General features: G+C 65.3%; 15 protein-coding genes. All 15 read left to right on the forward strand.

Features of this window, described 5'->3' with window-relative positions; genetic code table 11:
• Positions 1–176: 176 nt before the first annotated feature.
• The 15 genes from D2E24_RS02720 to cas2e all read left to right on the forward strand — a co-directional run bounded on the left by D2E24_RS02720 (position 177) and on the right by cas2e (position 21,757).
• Positions 177–1,754: a glycoside-pentoside-hexuronide (GPH):cation symporter gene (locus D2E24_RS02720; protein ID WP_125967794.1), complete on the forward strand. Its 1,578-nt coding sequence runs from the start codon at positions 177–179 to the stop codon at positions 1,752–1,754.
• A 541-nt stretch (positions 1,755–2,295) separates the two neighbouring features.
• Positions 2,296–3,306, forward strand: a complete 1,011-nt coding sequence (locus tag D2E24_RS02725; RefSeq protein ID WP_125967795.1) for a LacI family DNA-binding transcriptional regulator — start codon at positions 2,296–2,298, stop codon at positions 3,304–3,306.
• A 303-nt stretch (positions 3,307–3,609) separates the two neighbouring features.
• Positions 3,610–4,566: a nucleoside hydrolase gene (locus D2E24_RS02730; protein WP_125967796.1), complete on the forward strand. Its 957-nt coding sequence runs from the start codon at positions 3,610–3,612 to the stop codon at positions 4,564–4,566.
• Between the two features lie 115 nt (positions 4,567–4,681).
• Positions 4,682–6,082, forward strand: coding sequence for an MFS transporter (locus D2E24_RS02735; RefSeq protein ID WP_125967797.1), 1,401 nt, complete (start codon positions 4,682–4,684; stop codon positions 6,080–6,082).
• A 97-nt stretch (positions 6,083–6,179) separates the two neighbouring features.
• A complete protein-coding gene (locus tag D2E24_RS02740) occupies positions 6,180–7,163 on the forward strand; it encodes a ribokinase (protein WP_125967798.1) in 984 nt (327 codons plus the stop codon).
• A gap of 286 nt (positions 7,164–7,449) precedes the next feature.
• Positions 7,450–7,770 carry a hypothetical protein gene (locus D2E24_RS02745; protein ID WP_125967799.1) on the forward strand — a complete coding sequence of 107 codons (321 nt, stop codon included), beginning with the start codon at positions 7,450–7,452 and terminating at the stop codon, positions 7,768–7,770.
• 442 nt (positions 7,771–8,212) lie between these two features.
• Positions 8,213–11,539 (forward strand): mupirocin-resistant isoleucine--tRNA ligase, encoded by a 3,327-nt coding sequence (gene ileS, locus D2E24_RS02755; protein ID WP_420897465.1) that lies wholly within the window; start codon positions 8,213–8,215, stop codon positions 11,537–11,539.
• A gap of 187 nt (positions 11,540–11,726) precedes the next feature.
• Positions 11,727–14,960 carry a CRISPR-associated endonuclease Cas3'' gene (locus D2E24_RS02760; protein ID WP_164520970.1) on the forward strand — a complete coding sequence of 1,078 codons (3,234 nt, stop codon included), beginning with the start codon at positions 11,727–11,729 and terminating at the stop codon, positions 14,958–14,960.
• A gap of 254 nt (positions 14,961–15,214) precedes the next feature.
• On the forward strand, positions 15,215–16,963 hold the full coding sequence (casA, locus tag D2E24_RS02765; protein ID WP_125967801.1) for a type I-E CRISPR-associated protein Cse1/CasA: 1,749 nt from the start codon (positions 15,215–15,217) through the stop codon (positions 16,961–16,963).
• On the forward strand, positions 16,963–17,607 hold the full coding sequence (gene casB / locus D2E24_RS02770) for a type I-E CRISPR-associated protein Cse2/CasB (RefSeq protein WP_125967802.1): 645 nt from the start codon (positions 16,963–16,965) through the stop codon (positions 17,605–17,607). Before casA ends, casB begins: the two co-directional genes overlap by 1 nt.
• 75 nt (positions 17,608–17,682) lie before the next feature.
• A complete protein-coding gene (gene cas7e / locus D2E24_RS02775; RefSeq protein WP_125967803.1) occupies positions 17,683–18,804 on the forward strand; it encodes a type I-E CRISPR-associated protein Cas7/Cse4/CasC in 1,122 nt (373 codons plus the stop codon).
• 9 nt (positions 18,805–18,813) lie between these two features.
• The gene (gene cas5e, locus D2E24_RS02780; protein ID WP_125967804.1) at positions 18,814–19,581 is read left to right on the forward strand and encodes a type I-E CRISPR-associated protein Cas5/CasD; all 768 of its coding nucleotides are present in this window, start codon (positions 18,814–18,816) and stop codon (positions 19,579–19,581) included.
• Between the two features lie 40 nt (positions 19,582–19,621).
• Positions 19,622–20,323, forward strand: a complete 702-nt coding sequence (gene cas6e / locus D2E24_RS02785) for a type I-E CRISPR-associated protein Cas6/Cse3/CasE (RefSeq protein ID WP_241222821.1) — start codon at positions 19,622–19,624, stop codon at positions 20,321–20,323.
• Positions 20,268–21,401, forward strand: a complete 1,134-nt coding sequence (gene cas1e, locus D2E24_RS02790) for a type I-E CRISPR-associated endonuclease Cas1e (RefSeq protein WP_241222822.1) — start codon at positions 20,268–20,270, stop codon at positions 21,399–21,401. The genes cas6e and cas1e overlap by 56 nt, the downstream gene beginning before the upstream one ends.
• A complete protein-coding gene (cas2e, locus tag D2E24_RS02795; RefSeq protein ID WP_125967807.1) occupies positions 21,398–21,757 on the forward strand; it encodes a type I-E CRISPR-associated endoribonuclease Cas2e in 360 nt (119 codons plus the stop codon). The genes cas1e and cas2e overlap by 4 nt, the downstream gene beginning before the upstream one ends.
• Positions 21,758–21,928: the final 171 nt, after the last annotated feature.

The following is a 21,928-nucleotide window of genomic DNA, read 5'->3' on the forward strand; positions in this document are numbered from 1 at the left end:
TCTCCTCGCATTCCGGGTGTGTTGTCTGTGGGTTTCTGGTGGTGTTTTGCGGCGTTTCGACACGCCGCTGGGTAATGGATATCAGTTAATAATTTTACTAAAACGAAGTTACACTGTACACTCCACTCATGGAATCGGAGAGGATTCCACCGGATATGCTTCTAAGGAGAAGAATCATGGCCAATCCACACGAATCGGAGTCGCAATCCGACCTTCGTCCCGATGTCGACGGCGACGCCGGGACCACGCCGCGCGTCAAGGTCGTCTCCGCGGCCAGAACCGTCTGGGAGGCGGTCGACGCCCCGGCCGATCCGCTGTCCGGCAAGGCGAAACGGGACCGTCTGGTGCAGCGCGTCGCCTACGCGTTCGGCAATCTCGGCCAGGCCGCGTTCTACAACGCCCTCAGCACCTACTTCATGGTCTACGTGACCAGCACGCTGTTCGCCGGCGTCGACCAGGCCGTGGCGACCCGCCTCATCGCCGTCATCACGTCGCTGATCTCGGGCATCCGCATCGCCGAGATCTTCCTCGACCCGCTGATCGGCAACCTCATCGACAACACCAACACCCGGTTCGGCCGCTTCCGCCCGTGGCAGTTCGTCGGCGGCCTCGTGTCCGCGCTGCTCATCGTCGTGATCTTCACCGGCCTGTTCGGCCTGGTCAACGTCAACCAGACCTGGTTCATCGTGCTGTTCGTCGTCACGTTCATCGTGCTCGACGTGTTCTACTCCATCCGCGACATCTCCTACTGGGGCATGATCCCGGCCATCTCGTCCGATTCGCACGAGCGCAGCCTGTACACGGCCCTCGGTTCGTTCACCGGATCGATCGGCTACAACGGCATCACCGTGGTCGTCGTGCCGATCGTCGCGTTCTTCTCGTTCTCCGGCGGCGTGCAGACCCAGACCGGATGGACCGCGTTCGGCATCATCGTCGCGATGCTGGGCATCCTGACCGCATGGTCCGTCGTGTTCGGCACCAAGGAGGACCAGAGCGCGCTGCGGTCCAAGACCGACAAGAGCGGCGGCCCGCTGCAGGCGTTCAAGGCCATCGCGCAGAACGACCAGCTGCTGTGGGTGGCGCTCAGCTACCTGCTGTACGCGGTCGCGAACGTCGCCACCACCGGCGTCATGTTCTATCTGTTCAAGTTCGTGCTCGGCCTGCCGGACGCGTTCTCCATCACCGGCGTCATCTCGCTGGTCATCGGACTGCTCACCACGCCGCTCTACCCGGCGCTCAACCGGCGCATCCCGCGCCGCTGGCTGTACCTGGGCGGCCTCGGCTTCATGATCGCCGCCTACCTGCTGCTGTCGGTGGGCGCGTCCAGCCTGCCGGTCGTGGTCGTCGCGCTCGTCCTGTTCTACCTGCCCGCCACGTTCATCCAGATGACCGCGATCCTGTCGATGACCGACTCGATCGAATACGGCCAGCTCAAGAACGGCAAGCGCAACGAGGCGGTCATCCTCTCCGTGCGCCCGATGCTCGACAAGCTCGCCGGCGCGTTCTCCAACGCCATCACGGGCTTCGTCGCACTGGCCGCCGGCATGGTCGGCACCGCCACCGCCGCGGACATGACCGCGTCGAACATCCACACGTTCAAGATGTTCGCCCTGTACGTCCCGCTCGGGTTCATCGTGCTGAGCCTGCTCGTCTTCCTGTTCAAGGTGAAGATCGACGAGAAGATGCACGAACGCATCGTCGCCGAGCTCGAGGAGAAACTCGCCGCCGGCGAGCTGGCGGCCGACGCCGACTGATCGGTCGACGGAACTCCGTCGGCTCCGACTGCAGAGTCCCGTCGCACGGATTCCCGTGCGACGGGACTCGTATATGTATCCGGCCCGGCATGCAGATTGCGACGCGGAAGCTGCCCTTCGCGTCGCAAGCCGTATGGGACTGGGGCGGGGTGTGCGGATTGCGACGCTGACGGGGTGTGTTTCGTCGTGATTCGTATGGGAATCTGGCTCTTTGTACAGGTTACGACTCGGAACAGGCCGGTGGCGTCGCAATCCGTATGCGGGGAACGCGGATATCGGATTGCGACGCAAAACGGGGGCGCGTCGCGATCCGTATGAAAGGATGCCGAAGTGTACGGATTGCGACGCGGAAGAGGACCTTTGCGTCGCTAGCTGTATAAGAATCGGGCGGTGTGCACGGATCGCGACGCAGCGGATGTCACATGCGGCTTGCGGGTTGCCCCGTCCTGCGTTCCTGCCGGTGTGCCGCAACGCCGCCACGTCCATCCGCTATCCTGTGAAATGGAAACGGAGCCGGAACCGGCGTGGAAGGGAGTGACGAATGGCGTTCGTGACGATACGTGATGTGGCCCGCGAGGCCGGCGTGTCCATCACGGCCGTCTCCCAGATCCTGCACGGCAAGGGCCGCTTCTCCGACGAGACGCGCGAACACGTCCTCAGCACGGTCGAACGGCTGGGCTACGTACCCGACCGTCGCGCCCGGTCGATGCGCTCGTCCGAGACGAACACCGTCGGCCTGCTGGTACCCGACCTGCGCAACCCCTACTTCGCGGACCTCGTCTCGGCCATGGAGGACGAACTGTATCGCCGCGGCTACACCACACTGGTCGGCACGTCGGGGGAGAACGTGGCGCGCCAGGACGGATTCATCGAAAACCTGCTCGGCCAGCGCATCGACGGCGCCATCGTGGTGCCGCAGGGCGTCGAATCGCCGGGCGTGAAGTCGCTCATCGCACGCGACCTGCCGTTGGTGTTCGTCGACCGCCGCGTCCAGGGCGTCGACTCGGTGCCGTTCGTCATCTCCGACCCGTACCCCGGCATCCTCTCCGCGATCCGCGACCTGACGCGACTGGGGCACACCCGCATCGGCTTCGTCGCCCATCCCTCGCTCGGCTCGTTCAGCGTCAACGAACGACGCACCGCATTCGAGGCGATCGCCGCCGGATCCGACGGGACGATCGACCCCGTGGTCGTCTCATGCGACTCGACCTACGAATCACGCAAGGAGGCGCTCGCGAGTCTGCGTGACGCCGGGGTGAGCGCCATCATCTGCGCATATTCGCCGGATGCGATCACGATGATTGGTCTGCTGCATGACGCCGACGTCGAGATCGGGCGTGCCGTGTCGCTCGTATCGTTCGACGACATCAGCGCGTTCCGTCTGATGACGCCGAGCATCTCCGTGATCTCCCAGCAGGTCGATTCGATGGGGTTGCAGGGCGTGGCGATGCTGCTCGACCAGATTGCGTCGAAGGAGTCGCGCAAGGGAGGCACGCACTACGTGCCGACCGTGTTCGTGCCTCGAGGATCCACCGGTCCGGCGCTGCGATAGCCGCGCCGTTCTGCAGCCGTCGCCCCGCCGGTCCGACGCTCCGACGCTCCGATGGGCGTGATGCCCGGCGTGCCGATGGCGGACCGCCGTCCGTCGATGCGCGTGCCGCCTCCCATGACGTTCCCGCTTCGGTTTCGTCGGCGCGACACGCTGGCGCCGGCGTGTCGCCTTCCGTTTGACATCACTGATTTAACGTTTTATCATGATGATTGTCCGATGATAAAACGTTAAACCACTAGCTTTGGTGTATATCATCACGGTCGCAGATGACCTGACCGCCATCAACGAGGAAAGGGCACAACCATGAAGAAACTCATTCTCGATCTCGATACCGGCGTCGACGACGCCCTCGCCATCGCGTACGCGCTGGGCAGCCCCGAGGTCGAGCTCATCGGCATCACCGGCACGTACGGCAACGTGCTGCTCGAGCAGGGCGTGCGCAACGCACTGGCCGTCACCGACATCCTGGGCCACCCGGAGGTCAAGGTGTACAAGGGCATCGAGCACTCCCGCACCACCGACTCCTTCGAGGTGCTGGAGATCTCCAAGTTCATCCACGGCGACAACGGCATCGGCGACGTCGAGATCCCCGACTCGCCGCGCGAGGCGGAGAGCGAATCCGCCGTCGACTTCATCATCGACGCGGTCAAGACCTACGGCAAGGACCTGGTCTACGTGCCCACCGGCCCGATGACCAACATCGCCGCCGCCATCGAGAAGGCCCCCGAGATCAAGGACGAGATCGGCGACATCGTCCTCATGGGCGGCGCGCTCACCGTCCCCGGCAACTGCAACGCGTGCATGGAGGCCAACATCTCGCAGGATCCGGAGGCCGCCGACCTGCTGTTCCGCTCCGGGGCGCCCGCCACGATGATCGGCCTCGACGTGACCCTGCAGACCCTGCTCACCTACAAGGAGACCGCCCGCTGGCGCGACCTGGGCACCAAGGCCGGCACGTTCCTCGCCGACATGGCCGACTTCTACATCAAGGCCTACGAGACCACATCGCCGCATCTGGGCGGCTGCGGCCTGCACGACCCGCTCGCCGTCGGCGTCGCCGTCGACCCGACGCTCGTGAGCCTGCTGCCGATCAACATGAAGGTCGACGTCGACGGCCCCACCCGCGGCCGCACCATCGGCGACGAGACCCGGCTCAACGACCCGCACAAGACCATGAAGGTCGCGCTCGGCGTCGACGTGCCGCGCTTCCTCGACGAATTCATGACCCGCATCACCACGCTGGCGCAGCACGCCGGCTGACCGAACCCCGGCCCGCCGCCGTCACGGCGCCCGCAGGATAGGGAAGTCCTCGGTCGCCGAGACGACGGCGGGCCGGACCGACAGCGTCACCCGCAAACGGCAGAAGGAACCAATCATGTCGAACACCGCAACCGTCCGCAACCCGTGGTCGGACCCCGAAACCAGCAGCAAGATGGCCGTCAAGGCCCTGATCCCGCTGCTCGTCACCTTCATCCTCGGCACGCTGTGCCTCCAGGGCTTCAACCTCGTCTTCGCCCAGGTCGGCGAGGACGTCGGCGCCCCCGCCCAGGCGTCCCTCATCACCGCCATCCCCGGCCTCGTGCTGGGCATCGTGTGCTTCATCTACGGCTCGCTGGGCGACTTCGTCTCCCTCAAGAAGCTCGTCGTCGTGGGCCTCGTCACCCTGTTCATCGGCTCCATCTTCGGCTTCGTGGCCAACTTCATCTTCCCGGCCAACCTGTGGACCGTGATCATCGCGCGCGTCCTGCAGACCGCAGGCGAACAGGTCGCCGGCTCCGCGTTCCTCGTCGTGGCCAGCAAGTACCTCAAGCCCGAACTCAAGGTCGTCTTCTTCGGCCTGTTCACCGCCGGCTACCAGATCTCCGCGTCCATCGGCGTGTTCGCCGCCGGCATCCTCAGCTCCATCGCCTGGCAGTACCTGTTCCTCATCCCGGCGGTCACCATCGTGTTCCTGCCGCTGCTGCTCAAGAACCTGCCCGACCGCCAGGGCGACGGCGAGAAGATCGACTGGCGCGGCTTCCTCATCTTCGGCCTGGCCACCGCGTTCCTCACCCTGTTCTTCTCCTACATGGCATGGTGGATGCTCGCGCTCGCCGTGGTGCTGTTCATCGGCTTCGGCGTGTACATCACCAAGGCCGACAAGCCGTTCATCACCGTCGACTTCTTCAAGAACACCCGCTGGCTGTGCGCCATCGCGCTCATCCTCGTGTTCTACTTCCCGCAGTACATCATCTCCCCGATGTTCAACGCGATCGGCGCGAGCGTGTACGGCATGACCACCACCCAGGTGTCCATGCACATCGTGTTCGCGTTCCTCGTCGCCGCCGCGTTCGGCATCTGCTCGGGCGGCATCGTCGGCAAGCTCGGCATCCGCGTCGTCCTGCCGATCGCCGGCACGCTCATGGCCGCCGGCTACATCGCCTCCGGTCTTGCCGTCAACTCCGGCTTCATCGTGCTCACCCTGTGCGCCTGCCTGTACTACGCCGGCCAGGGCCTCATGTACTCGCCGGTCGTCTCCACCGTGCTCGGCACCCTCTCGCAGGACGAGTCCGGCCGCGGCGTGGGCATGAACGACCTCGTCATGAACGTCAGCCCGTCCATCGGCATCGCCCTGTTCAGCGGCCTGATGAGCGCCCAGGCGTTCTCCGGCTTCAGCGTCGTCGGCGCCACCGGAGCGGCCGCCAGCTACTCCAACATCTTCCTCCTGGCCGGCCTCGTGCCGATCCTGGGTCTGCTGGTCTTCTTCGCCTTCCGCAAGCGGATCTACGCCGACTGACCGATACCGGCCCCACGGCATCGGGCGCGACGGCGACGTGCGCCGCACCCGATGCCGGTACGGCCGGCCGACATACGACGACAGAAAGAAGGAACCCATGTCCAGCACATCCGAGATCCTCGCCGGCCTCGACCGCATCCACGGCACCGTCTCCGTGGTCGGCTCGATGAACGCCGACTACACGGTCACCGCCGAACGCCTGCCCGGACCGGGGGAGACCATCACCGGTGGTCCGCTGCAGGTGCTGCCCGGCGGCAAGTCCGGCAACCAGGCCGCGGCGGCCGCGCGCATCGGCGCCACCGTGCAGATGTTCGGCGCGGTCGGCTCCGACGCGAACGCCGACTTCCTGCTCGGCAAGCTCGGCGAGGCCGGGGTGAACACCGGACACGTGCGCCGCGTGCTCGGCCCGAGCGGCACCACGGTCATCACCGTCGACGCGGCCGGCGAGAACACCATCGTCTACTCGCCCGGCTCCAACGCGCAGGTGACCGTCGACTACATCGAATCGATGCGCGAGCCGCTCACCAAGTCCACGGTGCTGGGCCTGTGCCTCGAAAGCCCGATCGAGACCGTGACCGCCGCCGCGCGCATGTGCCACGAGGCCGGCGTCAAGGTGCTGCTCAACAACTCGCCGTTCACGCCCGTCCTGCCGCGCGAGCTCGTCGACGCCTCCGACATCCTGCTCGTCAACGAGCACGAGATGGCCCAGCTGCTCGGCATCGACGAACCCGACGACGACGATTGGGACGGCTTCGACTGGGCCGGCGCGCTCGAGCGCATGCGCGAGTTCGGCTTCGACCAGGCGATCGTCACGCTCGGCGGCGACGGCTCGATGGTCCTCGACGCGACCTGCGCCGACGAGACGATCACCCGCATCGCCCCGGTGCGCGTCAACGCCGTCGACACCACCGGCTGCGGCGACTCGTTCATGGGCACCGTCCTGGCCGGCCTCGCCTCCGGATTCGAACTGCGCGAAGCCGCCCGCCTCGCCTCCTACGTGTCCGCGTACGCGGCCACCGGCTACGGCGCGCAGGCGTCCTACGGCACCGCCGCGCAGATCCGCGAGCGCTTCGCCGCCTGACGTCCGCCCGGCATCCGGCTTCGGTATTCCGTTCGGCCATCCCGCTTTCCTCCATGACGGGGCCGCGTCTTACGCAAGACGCGGCCCCGTCGCATGCGTGCGTTCCCGCGCTGTGATGATGCACGTGAGTTATGCGCGTATCGCGTGCGTCGCCGTCGCGCCACGCTGGACGGCGACGGCTGGACGGGATGCGACGCGGCCGATAGAATCGGTCGGCGGCCGCGGCGACGAATGCCCGGCCGACACGAAGAGGAATACAGAAGAATATATAAAGGAGTACCGATTCATGAGCGACATCCAGGTCCAGTCCCAGTCCGTCGACGAGGCGAAGGGCGAAGCCCAGGCCAAGAAGGGCGGGATGAAGCCGTGGCATGTGGCGGTGGCCGCCGTGGCCGCGCTGATCATCGGGGCCGGCGCAGGCGCCGCCGGCATGCACGCCTACGTGCAGCCGCAGCTCGATGAGAAGGACGCGAAGATCTCCGAGATGGAGATCTCCAACGACTCCCTCAACTCCCTGTGGCAGGGTGTGATCGAGGAGAAGCTGGAGATCAACGACCAGCTGCTGCAGTACCAGAACAAGTACGGCGAGCTCGAATCCGCCGAGTGACGATGCCGGCCGTCCCATGGAACGCCCGTGGGACGGCCTTCCGTTTTTGGCACGGCGCCGTGCTACGATGGGCGGCGCAACAGGCGACGATCCGTCATCAGCGGGGAGCCTTCGGAAGAACAGCGGAGCGCCGCAACCGGCCATCCGCCCAGTAGAACCGACGGGATCGGCCCGACACAGCCGAACTCAAGCGGTCGCCCGGCCGGCTCCCACGGAACCGGAACCGACGCGACAAGCGAGGTGGTACCGCGGTGGCGGCGCGCAAGCGGCCGGCATCGTCCTCGTACACGGGACCGGCGCAACAGGCCATCCCGACGCGACGGCGTCACGCACACGAGGAACGGACCACCATCGACCCCGCGATGCGCAACGCCGGCACGCCGGCCATGGAACGACGTCGTTCCCGCAGGACAGAGCAAACGCATCGACGAGGAGAACCATGGTGAGCGAATCCACCGATCATGTGTATCCCAAGGCCCACGAAGGCGGCGACACCGCCGACGTGGCCCCCAACCCGAGCTTCCCGCAGCTGGAGGAGCACGTCCTCGACTACTGGGAGCAGGACGACACCTTCCGCAAGTCCATCGACCGGCGCGACTCCGGCGACGGCAGCCAGAACGAATTCGTGTTCTTCGACGGCCCGCCCTTCGCCAACGGCCTGCCGCATTACGGCCACCTGCTGACCGGCTACGCCAAGGACGTGATCCCGCGCTACCAGACCATGAAGGGCCACAAGGTCAACCGCGTGTTCGGCTGGGACACGCACGGCCTGCCCGCCGAACTCGAGGCGCAGAAGGAGCTCGGCATCGACTCCGTCGAGCAGATCGAGCAGATGGGCATCGACAAGTTCAACGACGCCTGCCGCGCCTCCGTGCTCAAGTACACCAACGAATGGCAGGACTACGTGCACCGCCAGGCCCGCTGGGTCGACTTCGAGCACGGCTACAAGACTCTCAACATCCCGTACATGGAGTCGGTGATGTGGGCGTTCAAGCAGCTCTACGACAAGGGCCTCGCCTACAAGGGCCACCGCGTGCTGCCGTACTGCCCGAAGGACCAGACGCCGCTGAGCGCGCACGAGCTGCGCATGGACGCCGACGTCTACCAGGACCGTCAGGACACCACCGTGTCCGTGGCCGTCAGGCTGCGCGACGAGGACGACGCCTACGCGGTGTTCTGGACCACCACGCCGTGGACCGTGCCCACCAACTTCGCGATCGTCGTCGGCGCCGACATCGACTACGTCGAGGTCCGCCCGACCGAAGGCCGCTTCGCCGGCAAGAAGTTCTATCTGGGCAAGGCGCTGCTCGGCTCCTACGCCAAGGAGCTCGGCGAGGACTACGAGGTGGTGCGCGAGCTCAAGGGCGCCGACATGGAGGGCTGGCGCTACTGGCCGGTGTTCCCGTACTTCGCCGGCGAGCAGGCCGTCGCCGAAGGCGGCGTGCCCGGCGCCAACGCGTACACGATCTTCACCGCCGACTACGTCGACACCGTCGAAGGCACCGGCCTGGTCCATCAGGCCCCCTACGGCGAGGACGATATGAACACGCTCAACGCGCACGACATCAAGAGCGTGGACGTGCTCGACGCCGGCTGCAACTTCACGTCGCTGTGCCCCGACTACGAAGGCATGTTCGTGTTCGACGCGAACCTGCCGATCCTGCGCAACCTGCGCGCCGGCGACGGCCCGCTGGCCGACATCCCCGAGGAGCACCGCGCGATCCTCTTCCAGGAGAAGAGCTACGTGCACTCCTACCCGCACTGCTGGCGCTGCGCCACCCCGCTGATCTACAAGCCGGTCAGCTCCTGGTTCGTGTCCGTCACGAAGATCAAGGAGCGTCTGCTGGAGCTCAACCAGGAGATCAACTGGATCCCGGACAACGTCAAGGACGGCCAGTTCGGCAAGTGGCTCGCCAACGCGCGCGACTGGTCCATCTCCCGCAACCGCTTCTGGGGCTCCCCGATCCCGGTGTGGGTGAGCGACGACCCGAAGTACCCGCGCGTCGACGTGTACGGCTCACTCGAGGAGCTCAAGGCCGACTTCGGCGACTACCCGCGCGACAACGACGGCAACATCAACATGCACCGTCCGTACATCGACCGCCTGACCCGCCCGAACCCGGACGACCCGACCGGCAAGTCGCAGATGCACCGCATCACCGACGTGCTCGACTGCTGGTTCGAATCCGGCTCCATGCCGTTCGCCCAGTTCCACTACCCGTTCGAGAACAAGGAGTTCTTCGAGCAGCACTTCCCGTGCGACTACATCGTCGAATACATCGGCCAGACCCGCGGCTGGTTCTACACGCTGCACATCATGGCCACCGCCCTGTTCGACAAGCCGGCGTTCAAGAACGTCATCTGCCACGGCATCGTGCTCGGCTCCGACGGCCAGAAGATGAGCAAGCACCTGCGCAACTACCCGGACGTCAACGGCGTGTTCGACCAGTACGGCTCCGACGCGATGCGCTGGTTCCTCATGAGCTCGCCGATCCTGCGCGGCGGCAACCTCATCGTGACCGCCGACGGCATCCGCGACACGGTCCGCCAGGTCATGCTGCCCGTGTGGAGCTCGTACTACTTCTTCACGCTGTACGCCAACGCGGCCAACGGCGGCAAGGGCTTCGACGCCCGTCGTCTGCGCGCCGACGAGGTCGCCTCCCTGCCGGAGATGGACCGCTACCTGCTGGCCCGCACCCGCCGCCTGATCGAATCCGCCGGCCGTTCGCTCGACGAGTTCGCGATCTCCGACGCGTGCGACGCGGTCGCCGACTTCATCGACGTGCTCACCAACTGGTACATCCGCAACACCCGCGACCGCTTCTGGAACGAGGACGAGCACGCATTCAACACGCTGTACACCGTGCTCGAGGCGTTCATGCGCGTCCTGGCGCCGCTCGCCCCGATGGAGGCCGAAGCCGTGTGGCGCGGCCTGACCGGCGGCGAATCCGTCCATCTGGCCGACTGGCCGGCGCTGGAGGCCGACGGCGAGGCGACCGAACTGGGCGCCGTCCTGCTTGACGACCCGGCGCTCGTCGCCGCGATGGAGAAGGTGCGCGAGGTCGTCTCCGGCACCCTGTCGCTGCGTAAGGCCGAGAAGATCCGCGTGCGCCAGCCGCTGAGCCGCCTGACCGTCGTGACCGAGGACGTCGACGCCGTCGCCGCCTACGCCGGCCTGCTGCGCGGCGAACTCAACGTCAAGGACGTCGAGTTCTGCACGCTCGCCGACGCGCCCGCCCGCGGCCTGACCATCGTGCACGAGCTCAAGGTCAACGCGCGCGCCGCCGGCCCGCGTCTGGGCAAGCAGGTCCAGTTCGCCATCAAGGCGTCCAAGACCGGCGCCTGGCATGTGGACGCCGCCACCGGCGCCCCGGTCGTCAAGACCCCGACCGGCGAGCTCGCGCTCGTCGCCGGCGAATACGAGATGATCAACCGCGTGGAGGAGGCCGACGCCGCGAACGCATCCGCGTCCGTGTCCGCCGCGCTGCCCACCGGCGGCTTCGTGATCCTCGACACGGCGCTCACCGACGACCTCGTCGCCGAAGGCTACGCGCGCGACGCGATCCGCGCCGTCCAGGACGCCCGCAAGGACGCCGGACTCGACATCGCCGACCGCATCAGACTCACGCTCACCGTGCCCGCCGACCACGCCGGACAGATCGAACAGTTCCGCGACCTCATCGCCCGCGAGACGCTCGCCGAAGCCGGCGTCGACGTGATCGCCGACGAGGGTGCGCAGGAACTGGGCGTGCGCGTCGCCAAGGCGTAACGGAACCGCGTAACCGACAGAGTGCCCCCCGTGTCAAGGATCGTGCCGTCCCCCATTGCAGCGACGGCACGATCCTTGACGCGGGGGCACTTTTTTACCTCCTGAACGTTGCCGGGCTACGATGAATATGCCGTCCGTCCATATGGACGCTGCGGCACTATCCGAATCCGCAAGGAGGCGAACGCTTATGCCCGGCAATGTACAAGGCGATGTGGGACTGTCCCGTCAGGCGAGGTCGATCTGGGGCAAGACCAATCGGCAGGACGACGATTGGTGGCTGCCGCTCTACGCGCACATGGCCGACTCCATCGCCATGGCGGAACGCATCTGGGACCACTGGACGCCGGACGGCACCAAGGCGATCGTTCGCCGCAGCATATATGGCCAGCGTGACGTCGCTGCGAGCGCAACCGCCGAACCAACGTCACAGGTCGTTGAGCGTGACGATTTGGCACGGAAGACGTACCTGCTGCTCGCCGGCATCCACGACATCGGCAAGGCGACACCGATTTTCCAAATCAAACCGATTCGATACACAGCCGGAATCGATGGTAACAAGCTGAACATGGCATGGTTGCCTGAACATGCCGGACTGCCGATCGATGATGACTTCGTCGACCTGCGCAAACCGACGCATCCGATCGCCGGGCAGATCATCGTGGAACGCTACCTATGCGAACGACACACATGGGACGAGACGATGGCCCAATCCTATGCAAGTGTCATCGGAGGACACCACGGAACGCCGCCGAGCTTCGACATACTGCGAAAATTCCGCGATGGTTTCCCCAAACGACTCGGCCATGATCTTCCGGATTCCACCGCATGGCTGGACGTGCAATACGAACTCATCGACTTCGTCATACGGCGAATCGGCATGACGGACCATGATCTCGACATACTCTCGACCCGATTCCTGCACCCGTGCGCCGCATCCATCCTGACCGGACTGGTCATCATGGCCGACTGGATCGCCAGCGACAGCGACGACGACCGCTTCCCACTTGTCCCCACACGCGCAGTCGAATACAACGGTGACGACATCCACACCTGGGAAGGACTGAACCGGAGAGCGGACCGCGCATGGCGGTCTGTGGGACTCAGTACGCCGTGGAACGCACCACAGAATGACATCATGGATGAAACTGTGGGCGCTGGCGCAGTCGGTTCTGACGCGTGGTTCCGCAGCAGGTTCCGTCTGCCCGAAGGAGCAATCCCACGTCCCATGCAGCGCGAAGCCGTCCGCCTCGCCTCCACCACCGACGAACCCGGACTCATGATCATCGAAGCACCCATGGGCGAAGGCAAGACCGAAGCCGCGCTCGCGGCAGCCGAAATCCTCGCCCGCCGCACCGGCCGCGGCGGCGTATGCGTCGCCCTGCCCACCATGGCCACCACCGACGCCATGTTCGGACGCGTCCACACATGGATGGAATCCCTGCCCCACGACGGCGAGCGAGACAAAACCGTGTGGCTCGCACACGGCAAAGCCCAACTGAACGAGGAATTCCGCGGTGTCATCGCGTCATCTCGTCGCGGGTTCTCCTCCATAGACTCCGATCCGGACGACTCCGGACAGCGGCCGGCGACGTTTCGCCGCAAGCGCGACGTACCCCCGGAAACCGTCGTATCGGACTGGATGTGGGGACGCAAGAAAGGCGTTCTGGCCAACTTCCTCATCTGCACCATCGACCAGGTCCTCATGGGCGCGCTGGAGATGAAACACGTCGTATTGCGGCAGTTGGCGCTCGCCAACAAGGTCGTCGTCATCGACGAATGCCACGCGTACGACGCGTACATGCAGGAGTATCTCAAGCGGATCCTCGAATGGCTGGGCGGTTTCGGCGCGCCGGTGGTGCTGCTGTCCGCGACGCTGCCGGAATCACAGCGGCAGGCCATGACGGGCGCCTATCTAAAGGGACGTTCGGCTGTTGCGCAAAACGGGGGAGCATCGAATCGGCTTACGGACGCTGGGCGGACGGTGATGCCGAAACGGGGACGCTGGAGCAGGGCGAAGACGAACGAGTTCGCTTCCGCCGTTACTGCGGCCGATGCGGCGGACGGAACGTCACGGACTGAATCGATGGCATCGGCATACCCTCTCATCACCTATACGCAAGGTGCGACGGTCCGCATGCTGCCGGTCGCTCCCTCGGGACGCTCATCGCAGGTGACCTGCCGCATGTGCGCCGACGACGATGCGACGCTGACCTCGCTGGTCGACCGTCTGACCGTGGACGGCGGATGCATCGGTGTCATCTGCGATACGGTGGCCCGCGCCCAGCATGCCGCCGACCTGCTGGCACGACGATACGGTGCCGACACGGTGAAACTGACGCATGCGAGGTTCATGGACCTCGACCGCATGGCCAACGAAACCGAACTGCGCGACCTGCTGGGGCCACAGAGTACTGTGGGCAACGGGAAGCGGCCCCACCGGCTGATCGTGGTGGGCACGCAGGTGCTCGAACAGTCCCTGGACATCGACTTCGACGCGCTGATCACCGACATCGCGCCGGTCGATCTGATCATGCAACGACTGGGGCGCGTGCACCGGCATCACCGCGGCGAGGGGGAATCGGACCGTCCCGAGTCTCTGCGTCGGGCGCAATGCTTCATCCGTGGCGTCAAAGCATGGCATGATGACGGACCTCGATTCGCCGGTTCCGTGACGCTCGTCTACCCGGAAGCATCTCTGATGGAGGCTTTGGGCGTACTAGGGTTGACGGACGATTCGGCCGGATGCGATATCCGACTCCCCGAGGACATCGCGCGGACGGTGCGGCTGGCCTATGGGTCGCACGCCGAATCGGTGATCGCGGCAGGCTGGCGGAATCATTATGCCGATGCCGTGAAGCGGAGGGCGGAACAGCGGGACAAGAAGCACAATCGGGCCAGTACGTGTCTGATGACGTCGTTGGCGGAGCTTGAACGGAATCAGGGGACACTGACGGACTGGTTCACTCCCCGCATCGATGAAACGGACGACGACAAGGGGCCTCGAGCGGTGCGCGACACGCAGGAGAGCGTCGAAGTGCTGCTGCTGCGTCGCACCGGCGACGACCTGCGATTGCTGCCGTGGATCGGGGACGAGCGTCACGGCATCGACTCCGGCGCTCGCGTTCCGACCGACATCGCGCCGGACGACGATCTGGCCGTGCTGATATCACAATGCGCCGTGCGTCTGCCCGTATCCATGTGCCGACCCGACAGAATCGACTACCTCATCACGGTACTGGAACGTGACTGCATCGACGACATATGGGCCTGGCAGGACTCGCCGTGGCTCGCCGGACGACTGGCGATCATCTTGGACGAAGAGACGATTGGAGGGCGGTCGCATTGGCATGCGACTGTGGAGGGTTTCGACGTACGTTACTCCCCGGAATCGGGCTTGGCGGTGTCCGGCGAGAATCAGTGACGAGGTCGACCAATTGGGTCCGCCATGCGCGCGATGATTGATGATGCCCCTGTATGTGGGGATGCTCCAATGGATATGTGGAGGCACTCGGTGTTCCCCGCATCGGCGGGGTTGTCGATCCGCAACCGTGCCTCCGCATATTGGCGCAAAACGACAGCTTTGGTCCCATGTCCATGTTCTTGACTTTTGCTTTCCGTGATGCTATGGTGAGGTCATCGCAAAAAACTGCCAATGAAGGCGGAAAGGAGGGGTGAATGACGGAGTCGAATGACGGCGCGCAGCCGTGGTTCAACCTGGTGGACGAGCCGTGGATTGCGTGCGTGTATGTCGACGGGCATGTCGAAGACGTCTCGTTGAAGACGCTGTTCCGGGATGCTCCGCGCATCCGGGCGTTGTCCGGCGACCTGCCGCAGCAGGTGATGGCACTGCTGCGCTTCCTGCTGGCCATCCTGTACCGGGCGTTCCTGGATGAAGGGATGTCCCGCGAGGACATGCGGTCGATGTGGAAGCACATGTGGGAGGTCGCCCGTTTCGAGGAAGGATACATCGAGGAGTATCTGGACGCGTTCCATGACCGGTTCTATCTGATCGGCGGTGACCACCCGTTCTACCAGACGCCGGGGCTCGCCTACGCCGGCGACAAGACGATGGATCCGATCGGCGAGATGATTGCCGACGTGCCCAAGCCCGAGAAGTTCCTGTTCGCGATGCGCAGCCTGCCGTCTCTGGACGATGGCATCGACCTTGCCCAGGCGGCGCGCTGGCTGATATTCGCGCAGGCCTACGACGTCGCCGGCATCAAAAGCCCGGTCGTCGGCAACACGCACGTGAACAAGGGCAAGGTGTACGCGCCCAAGGGACTGCCGGGCACCGGCTGGCAGGGCACGATCGGCACCATCGCGCTCGAAGGCGACACCCTGTTCGAGACGCTGATGCTGAACTGGTGCCTCTATATTCCCGGCGGCGCCGACCTCTTCGGCCTCGCCGACGACGTGCCGCCATGGGAGCGTGACGAGGCGCCGACGCCTGATATGCGGGTGCTGTCCTCGTTCACCGGCCCGGTCGGCGCGTTCACGATGCAATCCCGGCGCATCCTGCTGGTGCCGAACGAACGGCAGGACCGCATCATCGGCATGATCAACTGCTACGGCGACGCAATCGCCGCCTACAACACCGACTCGTGCGAAACCATGACCGCATGGTATGCGAGCATCCCGCAGCAGAAGAAGCTCGGACTGGGCGCACCGCCGCTCATGCCGACGACCCACAAGGCGGGTCGGGCGTTGTGGCGCGGATTGACGCCGATTCTCAGCGTCGACCCCGATGCCAGGGACACTCGCCCGGCCGTGGTCCGCTGGGCGGAGGAACTGCAGGAACGCCGGTGCCTCGACCGCGACAGCCACACGCTGTCGCTGGTCACGGTGCACGCGCAGGGCATGACCTACGGCACGCAGAGCAGCGTATACGAAAGCGGCATCGACGATGCGGTGGATCTCAACGCCGCCTTCGTACGCCGGGATTTCCCCGCGATCGCGACCGTGGTCGACGTGGTGTCCGCCACTGATGAGGCCGTGGAGAAGTCATTGTCGGTCTTCATCACCAACCTGCGCGTCGCCGCCGGCGACAAGACGGGCAACGATCGTATGAAGACGGTCAGGGAACGCGTCAAGGAGGAAGCCTACTCACGCCTGGACGGCGTGTTCCGCGACCGGCTGGCAGCCTTCGGACCGGACCGCGACTGCGAATCGTACCGGCGCGACTGGCAGGACGACGTGCATCGCATCCTGCTCGACATCGGCCGCGACTACCTGCGCAACGCCGACGTACGTGCGTTCAGCGAACACGCCAACGGCGCCATCGGATCCGACTGGATGTCGGCCGCGAGAGCGCAGCGGATCTTCCGGGCGCAACTGAACCGGATACTGGGCCGGCTGCCCCAGTCGGAGGAATCCCCGGCGGCGGACGAGACGGCAATGGAACCAGCCTATGAAGGAGTACGGTGATGGCACGCTATTTCTCCCGCGACACTGCGGACAAGCTGGCCGGGTTCGTGGACGGCAAGATCCAGAACATTCAGAAGCGTTATATCGCCAAACCGGGCGGAGATTCCTGGTCGCGTGCCTGTCTGGCGCGACTGCGCCGTGATTTCGACGGTGCCACGCCGTCATGGATGACCGTCGGCAGCGACCTGTTCGCCGGCTGGCCGGACGATGTGCCGCTGGTCGACGACAGCGTCAGGGAGGTCGCCGCGGTCAAGGCGGCGATGGAGCTATACGCATGGCATCAGCAGTCGCAGCCGCAGGGCATGGCCCAGGAATCCGGTGCCGGCAAGGACCGCATGACCTTCGGCAAGGCATGCAGCGGTCTGGCACGAGATCCCTCCAGGGCCAAGGCGATACGCCGTCGACTGGAGGCCATCGAGGCATGCCCCGACTTCAACGGCATGGTACGAGGCATCCGCGCGCTCATCATGATGATGCGGCGCCCCGGCGGCGACGTCAAACCGATCGAACTCGACTACCGGGCGCTGACCCGCGACCTGTACCAGATGCAGTTCCCCGAATCCCGCAGCGCGGTGTTCCAACGCTGGAGCCGCGACTATTGGAACTCCATCTCCCCGGACACCGACAAGACGAAACGGCAATGACCATACCGGCGGACAGCCGCCGCCCACAACCGTCAACCCGCGTCCGCGACGACGCGACAACGAAAGGAACCAATCATGTTCATCGACCTGTACATCATCCAGAACGTGCCGCCGAGCAACATCAACCGCGACGACACCGGCAGCCCCAAGGTCGCCTACTACGGCGGCGCGCTGCGCTCCCGCGTCTCCAGCCAGGCATGGAAGCGCGCCATGCGCGAGACCTTCCCCGACCTGCTCGACTCCAGCCGACTGGGCAAACGCACTAAGAAGTCCGTGGAACTCATCGGGAAGGCCATCGCCGCCAAGCGTCCCGACTGCGCGGACGATGCCATGGACATGGCCAAGGACGTGCTCAAGTCCGCCGGATTCGACGTCGTGAAATCCGACCGTGCAGGCGCCGACGAAGGCAGCGACACGACGGAATACCTGATCTTCATTGCCGCAAGGGAGATCGAGGCGCTCGCCGACCTCGCCATCGAGTGGAAGGACGGATCCAAGCCGAGCAAGGCAGCCGCCGGAAAGGCGGTGGCGGAAGTGTTCCACGGCGTGCAGGCCGTCGACATCGCCCTGTTCGGCCGCATGCTCGCCGACGCGCCGGACCTCAACACGGACGCATCGGCGCAGGTCGCCCACGCCATCTCCGTCGACAAGGTCACGCCTGAATACGACTACTTCACCGCGAAGGACGATTGCGCGCCCGACGACAACGCCGGCGCCGCCATGATCGACACGCTTGGCTTCAACTCGTCGACCCTGTACCGGTATGCGACGGTCAACGTCACGGCACTGCAGGAGCAGCTGCAGGACGCCTCCGGCACGGTCGAAGGCGCCGCGGCGTTCGTGGAGGCGTTCATCCGGTCCATGCCGACCGGCAAGCAGAACACGTTCGCCAACCGCACACTGCCGCAGGCCTGCGTGGTCATGCTGCGCAACCGGCAGCCCATCAACGCGGTGGACGCCTTCGAGGACCCGGTGCGCGCCGAGGACGGCACGCCGGTCTCCCGCATCGCGGCCATCCGCCTCGCCGACCGGCTGGACCAGATCCAGACCGTGTACGGCGACAAGCCGATCCAGGCGTGGTACGTCACCACCGAACATCCGGTTGCGGAACTCGACGCCATCGCCGCCAACACGACGCTGTCCGGACTGCAGACGGAGCTGAAGGCCGCGCTGTCCCGTCTGCTCGCCGACGCGTAGGAGCCGTCCATGAGTGTACTGCTGCTGCAACTGGCCGGACCGTTGCAATCATGGGGGGATTCCTCCCGCTTCGTCCGCCGCGAAACCCGCACGGAACCCACCAAAAGCGGCGTGCTCGGCCTGCTCGCCTCCGCGCAGGGCCGCACCCGCGAGGACCCGATCGAGGATTTGCTGGGACTGTCGTTCGGCGTGCGTGTCGAACAGCGGGGCCGCATCATCACCGACATGCAGACCGAGAAATCGCTGACCCGCAAACGAGGCTCGCGCAACTACGACCGCGTCATGCCGCTGACCTACCGGTACTATCTGGCGGACGCGAAATTCCTCGTCGCGCTGGGAGCCGACCGGACGGTGCTCGAAACGCTCGACGAGGCGCTGCGGCACCCGCGCTGGCCGCTGTATCTGGGACGCCGGGCCTGCCCGCCGTCGTTTCCGCTGACGCTGGGCGTCCACGACGAATACGAGGACGTGCGCGACGCGCTGGAACACGAGCCGTGGCAGGCGTCGGCATGGTACCGGCGGCGCTACCCGGCGCAGAGCCTGGAAATCGTATGCGACGCCGACCGGGACGAATCGTCGGGCACCCAGGCCGACAATCCGATCACGTTCAGCCAGCAGGGACGACGGTACGCCGGACGGTCCGTGCTGCGCTACCGCATCGACAACCCCGATACGGTCGGTCGCGGCCGTAGCGGAAGCGACGTCGGGCGGGCCGACGACGCTGCGCCGCCGTCGTTCGACGTGACCGGCGCGGACGATCCGATGAACTTCGCATAGGCGGGAAATCCGCAGAGGAGACGACATGTTCATATCCCGAATGCCGTTGAACACGGCCCGAATCAGCGCCCAGCAGCTCGTCGCATCGCCCTACCGCATGCACGCGGCGGTCGAAGGTGCATTCCCGCCCGGCTCGATACGCGACGGCGAGGACGGGCGCATCCTGTGGCGGCTTGACTCGCTCGACCAAGGGCACGGACTATGGCTGTACGTGGTCAGCCCTGAAGCACCCGACTTCACCCATATCATCGAACAGGCCGGATGGCCGACGCACATGGAATGGGAAAGCAAGGACTACGGGCCGCTGCTGTCGCGCATCGCGGTCGGGCAGTGCTGGAACTTCCGGCTGAAGGCCAACCCGGTGCGCGTCGCTTGGGAAAACAACGGTAAGTATTCCCAGATGGGCGACGACCGGATCGTCGGTAAACTGCAGGGGCACGTCAGCGTGCATTACCAGACCGAATGGCTGCTGAAACGGTGCGAAAAGCACGGATTCACGATTCTTCCCGACGATTCCGGAGCGCCGTCGATGGTCGTCAAACAGCGGCATCAGGAACGGTTCGGCCGCGGCGGCAAGACGGTGACACTCACCACGGCGGTCTACGAAGGGCGCTTGCAGGTGACCGACGCCGACAAGTTCCGGCACGTGCTGTGCCACGGACTGGGCCGCGCGAAGGGATTCGGCTGTGGTCTGCTCACCGTGGCGCCGATCATACACGGAACCGACGGCGGCCATGAGTGACGATGTTATCGCCGGAAAGACAACGGCGGCAACGGCGGCGGTGCATCGTGGGATACCCGGCGCGCCGCCGCCGGAACTGGCCGACCTCGTGCGGGTCGAGGACCGGATGTCATACGTGTACTTCGAACACTGCATCATCCGCCGCGACGACAACGCGATCACCGTCACGGACGAAACCGGCACCATCCACGTGCCAGCGGCCAGCCTGAGTGTGCTCATGCTGGGACCGGGCACCGACATCACCCATCAGGCGATGACGGTCATCGGCGACAATGGGGCGACCGTCATCTGGGTGGGGGAACGCGGCGTACGCATGTACGCGTTCGGCAAGCCACTGACGCACTCGTCGGCGCTGCTGCAACGACAGGCGTCGCTGGTCTCCAACATGCGGACACGGCTCGCCGTCGCACGACGGATGTACCAGATGCGGTTCCCCGACGAGGACGTCAGCCGGCTGACCATGCAGCAACTGCGCGGCCGCGAAGGCGCCAGAATCCGCAGGGTCTATCGCCGCTGCTCTCAGGAGACGGGCGTGCCATGGGATCGGCGCACCTATGACCACGACGATTTCGAAGCGGGGACCGACATCAACAAGGCGCTCTCCGCGGCGCACACCTGCCTGTACGGCATCGCGCATTCGGTCATCGTGGCGTTGGGTTGCTCGCCGGGACTCGGATTCGTCCATACCGGACATGAGCGGTCGTTCGTCTACGACATCGCCGACCTGTACAAGGCCGACCTGTCCATTCCGGTGGCCTTCCGGACGGTTGCAGCGGAAGCGAACGACATCGGAGCCGCCACGCGACGGGCCATGCGCGACGCCGTATACGACCTGTCGATCATGAGCCGGATGACGAAGGACATCAAGACGCTGCTGGAAGCGGATACGGAAGCCGATGGTCTGACCGGCGCGGACGGCATGGACGGCGATCATGTGGGACTGTGGGACGAACGGCGCGGCGAAGTCGCGGCGGGACGGTCGTATGGTTCGGATGAGGATGCTGATGAGTTGGGAGCTGATGTTGGCGCTAGTGCCGACCCATTCGTGGATGACGATACGGACACGGTGATGCCATGATTGTGGTCGTGCTCACCGCCTGCCCTCCCGGCCTGCGGGGTGACCTGACCCGATGGCTGCTGGAGATCTCCCCGGGTGTATTCGTCGGCCATGTCTCCGCCCGCGTGCGGGAACGGCTGTGGGAGCGGATCACGGACATGGTGAAGGACGGGCGTGCCATCATGGTGCATTCCGCACGCAACGAACAGCATCTGGCGTTCAAGGTCCACCATGCCGACTGGACGCCAGTCGACTGCGACGGTCTGGAACTGATCAAACGGCCTCCGGGAACGGAACACGCTACTGGTGCTGGAAAATCCAAGACCGGGTGGAGCAACGCGAGCAAATATCACAAGGCCAGGCGTTTCGGACGGTAGGGGAGTGGCGGTGGTGTGAGATCGGTGGGCGCGGGTGCCGTGACGAGGTATGTCGGTGCGGCGTCATTCATGGTTCTCATGTGTCGCGATTCGGCTTCTCTCCCACTCCACATACGGGCTGAGGATTGGCGTGTCGGATCCAAATTAAAGAAAAAAACGAATTCTGCGCTA

The organism is Bifidobacterium samirii, assembly GCF_003952945.1.
Taxonomy (GTDB): Bacteria; Actinomycetota; Actinomycetes; order Actinomycetales; family Bifidobacteriaceae; genus Bifidobacterium; species Bifidobacterium samirii.

What these genes read in the sequence shown, in the direction of transcription:
- D2E24_RS02720 (WP_125967794.1), top strand. Translation starts at nt 177, where the DNA reads ATGGCCAATCCACACGAATCGGAGTCGCAATCCGACCTTCGTCCCGAT.
- D2E24_RS02725 (WP_125967795.1), top strand. Translation starts at nt 2,296, where the DNA reads ATGGCGTTCGTGACGATACGTGATGTGGCCCGCGAGGCCGGCGTGTCC.
- D2E24_RS02730 (WP_125967796.1), top strand. Translation starts at nt 3,610, where the DNA reads ATGAAGAAACTCATTCTCGATCTCGATACCGGCGTCGACGACGCCCTC.
- D2E24_RS02735 (WP_125967797.1), top strand. Translation starts at nt 4,682, where the DNA reads ATGTCGAACACCGCAACCGTCCGCAACCCGTGGTCGGACCCCGAAACC.
- D2E24_RS02740 (WP_125967798.1), top strand. Translation starts at nt 6,180, where the DNA reads ATGTCCAGCACATCCGAGATCCTCGCCGGCCTCGACCGCATCCACGGC.
- D2E24_RS02745 (WP_125967799.1), top strand. Translation starts at nt 7,450, where the DNA reads ATGAGCGACATCCAGGTCCAGTCCCAGTCCGTCGACGAGGCGAAGGGC.
- D2E24_RS02760 (WP_164520970.1), top strand. Translation starts at nt 11,727, where the DNA reads ATGCCCGGCAATGTACAAGGCGATGTGGGACTGTCCCGTCAGGCGAGG.
- casA (WP_125967801.1), top strand. Translation starts at nt 15,215, where the DNA reads ATGACGGAGTCGAATGACGGCGCGCAGCCGTGGTTCAACCTGGTGGAC.
- casB (WP_125967802.1), top strand. Translation starts at nt 16,963, where the DNA reads ATGGCACGCTATTTCTCCCGCGACACTGCGGACAAGCTGGCCGGGTTC.
- cas7e (WP_125967803.1), top strand. Translation starts at nt 17,683, where the DNA reads ATGTTCATCGACCTGTACATCATCCAGAACGTGCCGCCGAGCAACATC.
- cas5e (WP_125967804.1), top strand. Translation starts at nt 18,814, where the DNA reads ATGAGTGTACTGCTGCTGCAACTGGCCGGACCGTTGCAATCATGGGGG.
- cas6e (WP_241222821.1), top strand. Translation starts at nt 19,622, where the DNA reads ATGCCGTTGAACACGGCCCGAATCAGCGCCCAGCAGCTCGTCGCATCG.
- cas2e (WP_125967807.1), top strand. Translation starts at nt 21,398, where the DNA reads ATGATTGTGGTCGTGCTCACCGCCTGCCCTCCCGGCCTGCGGGGTGAC.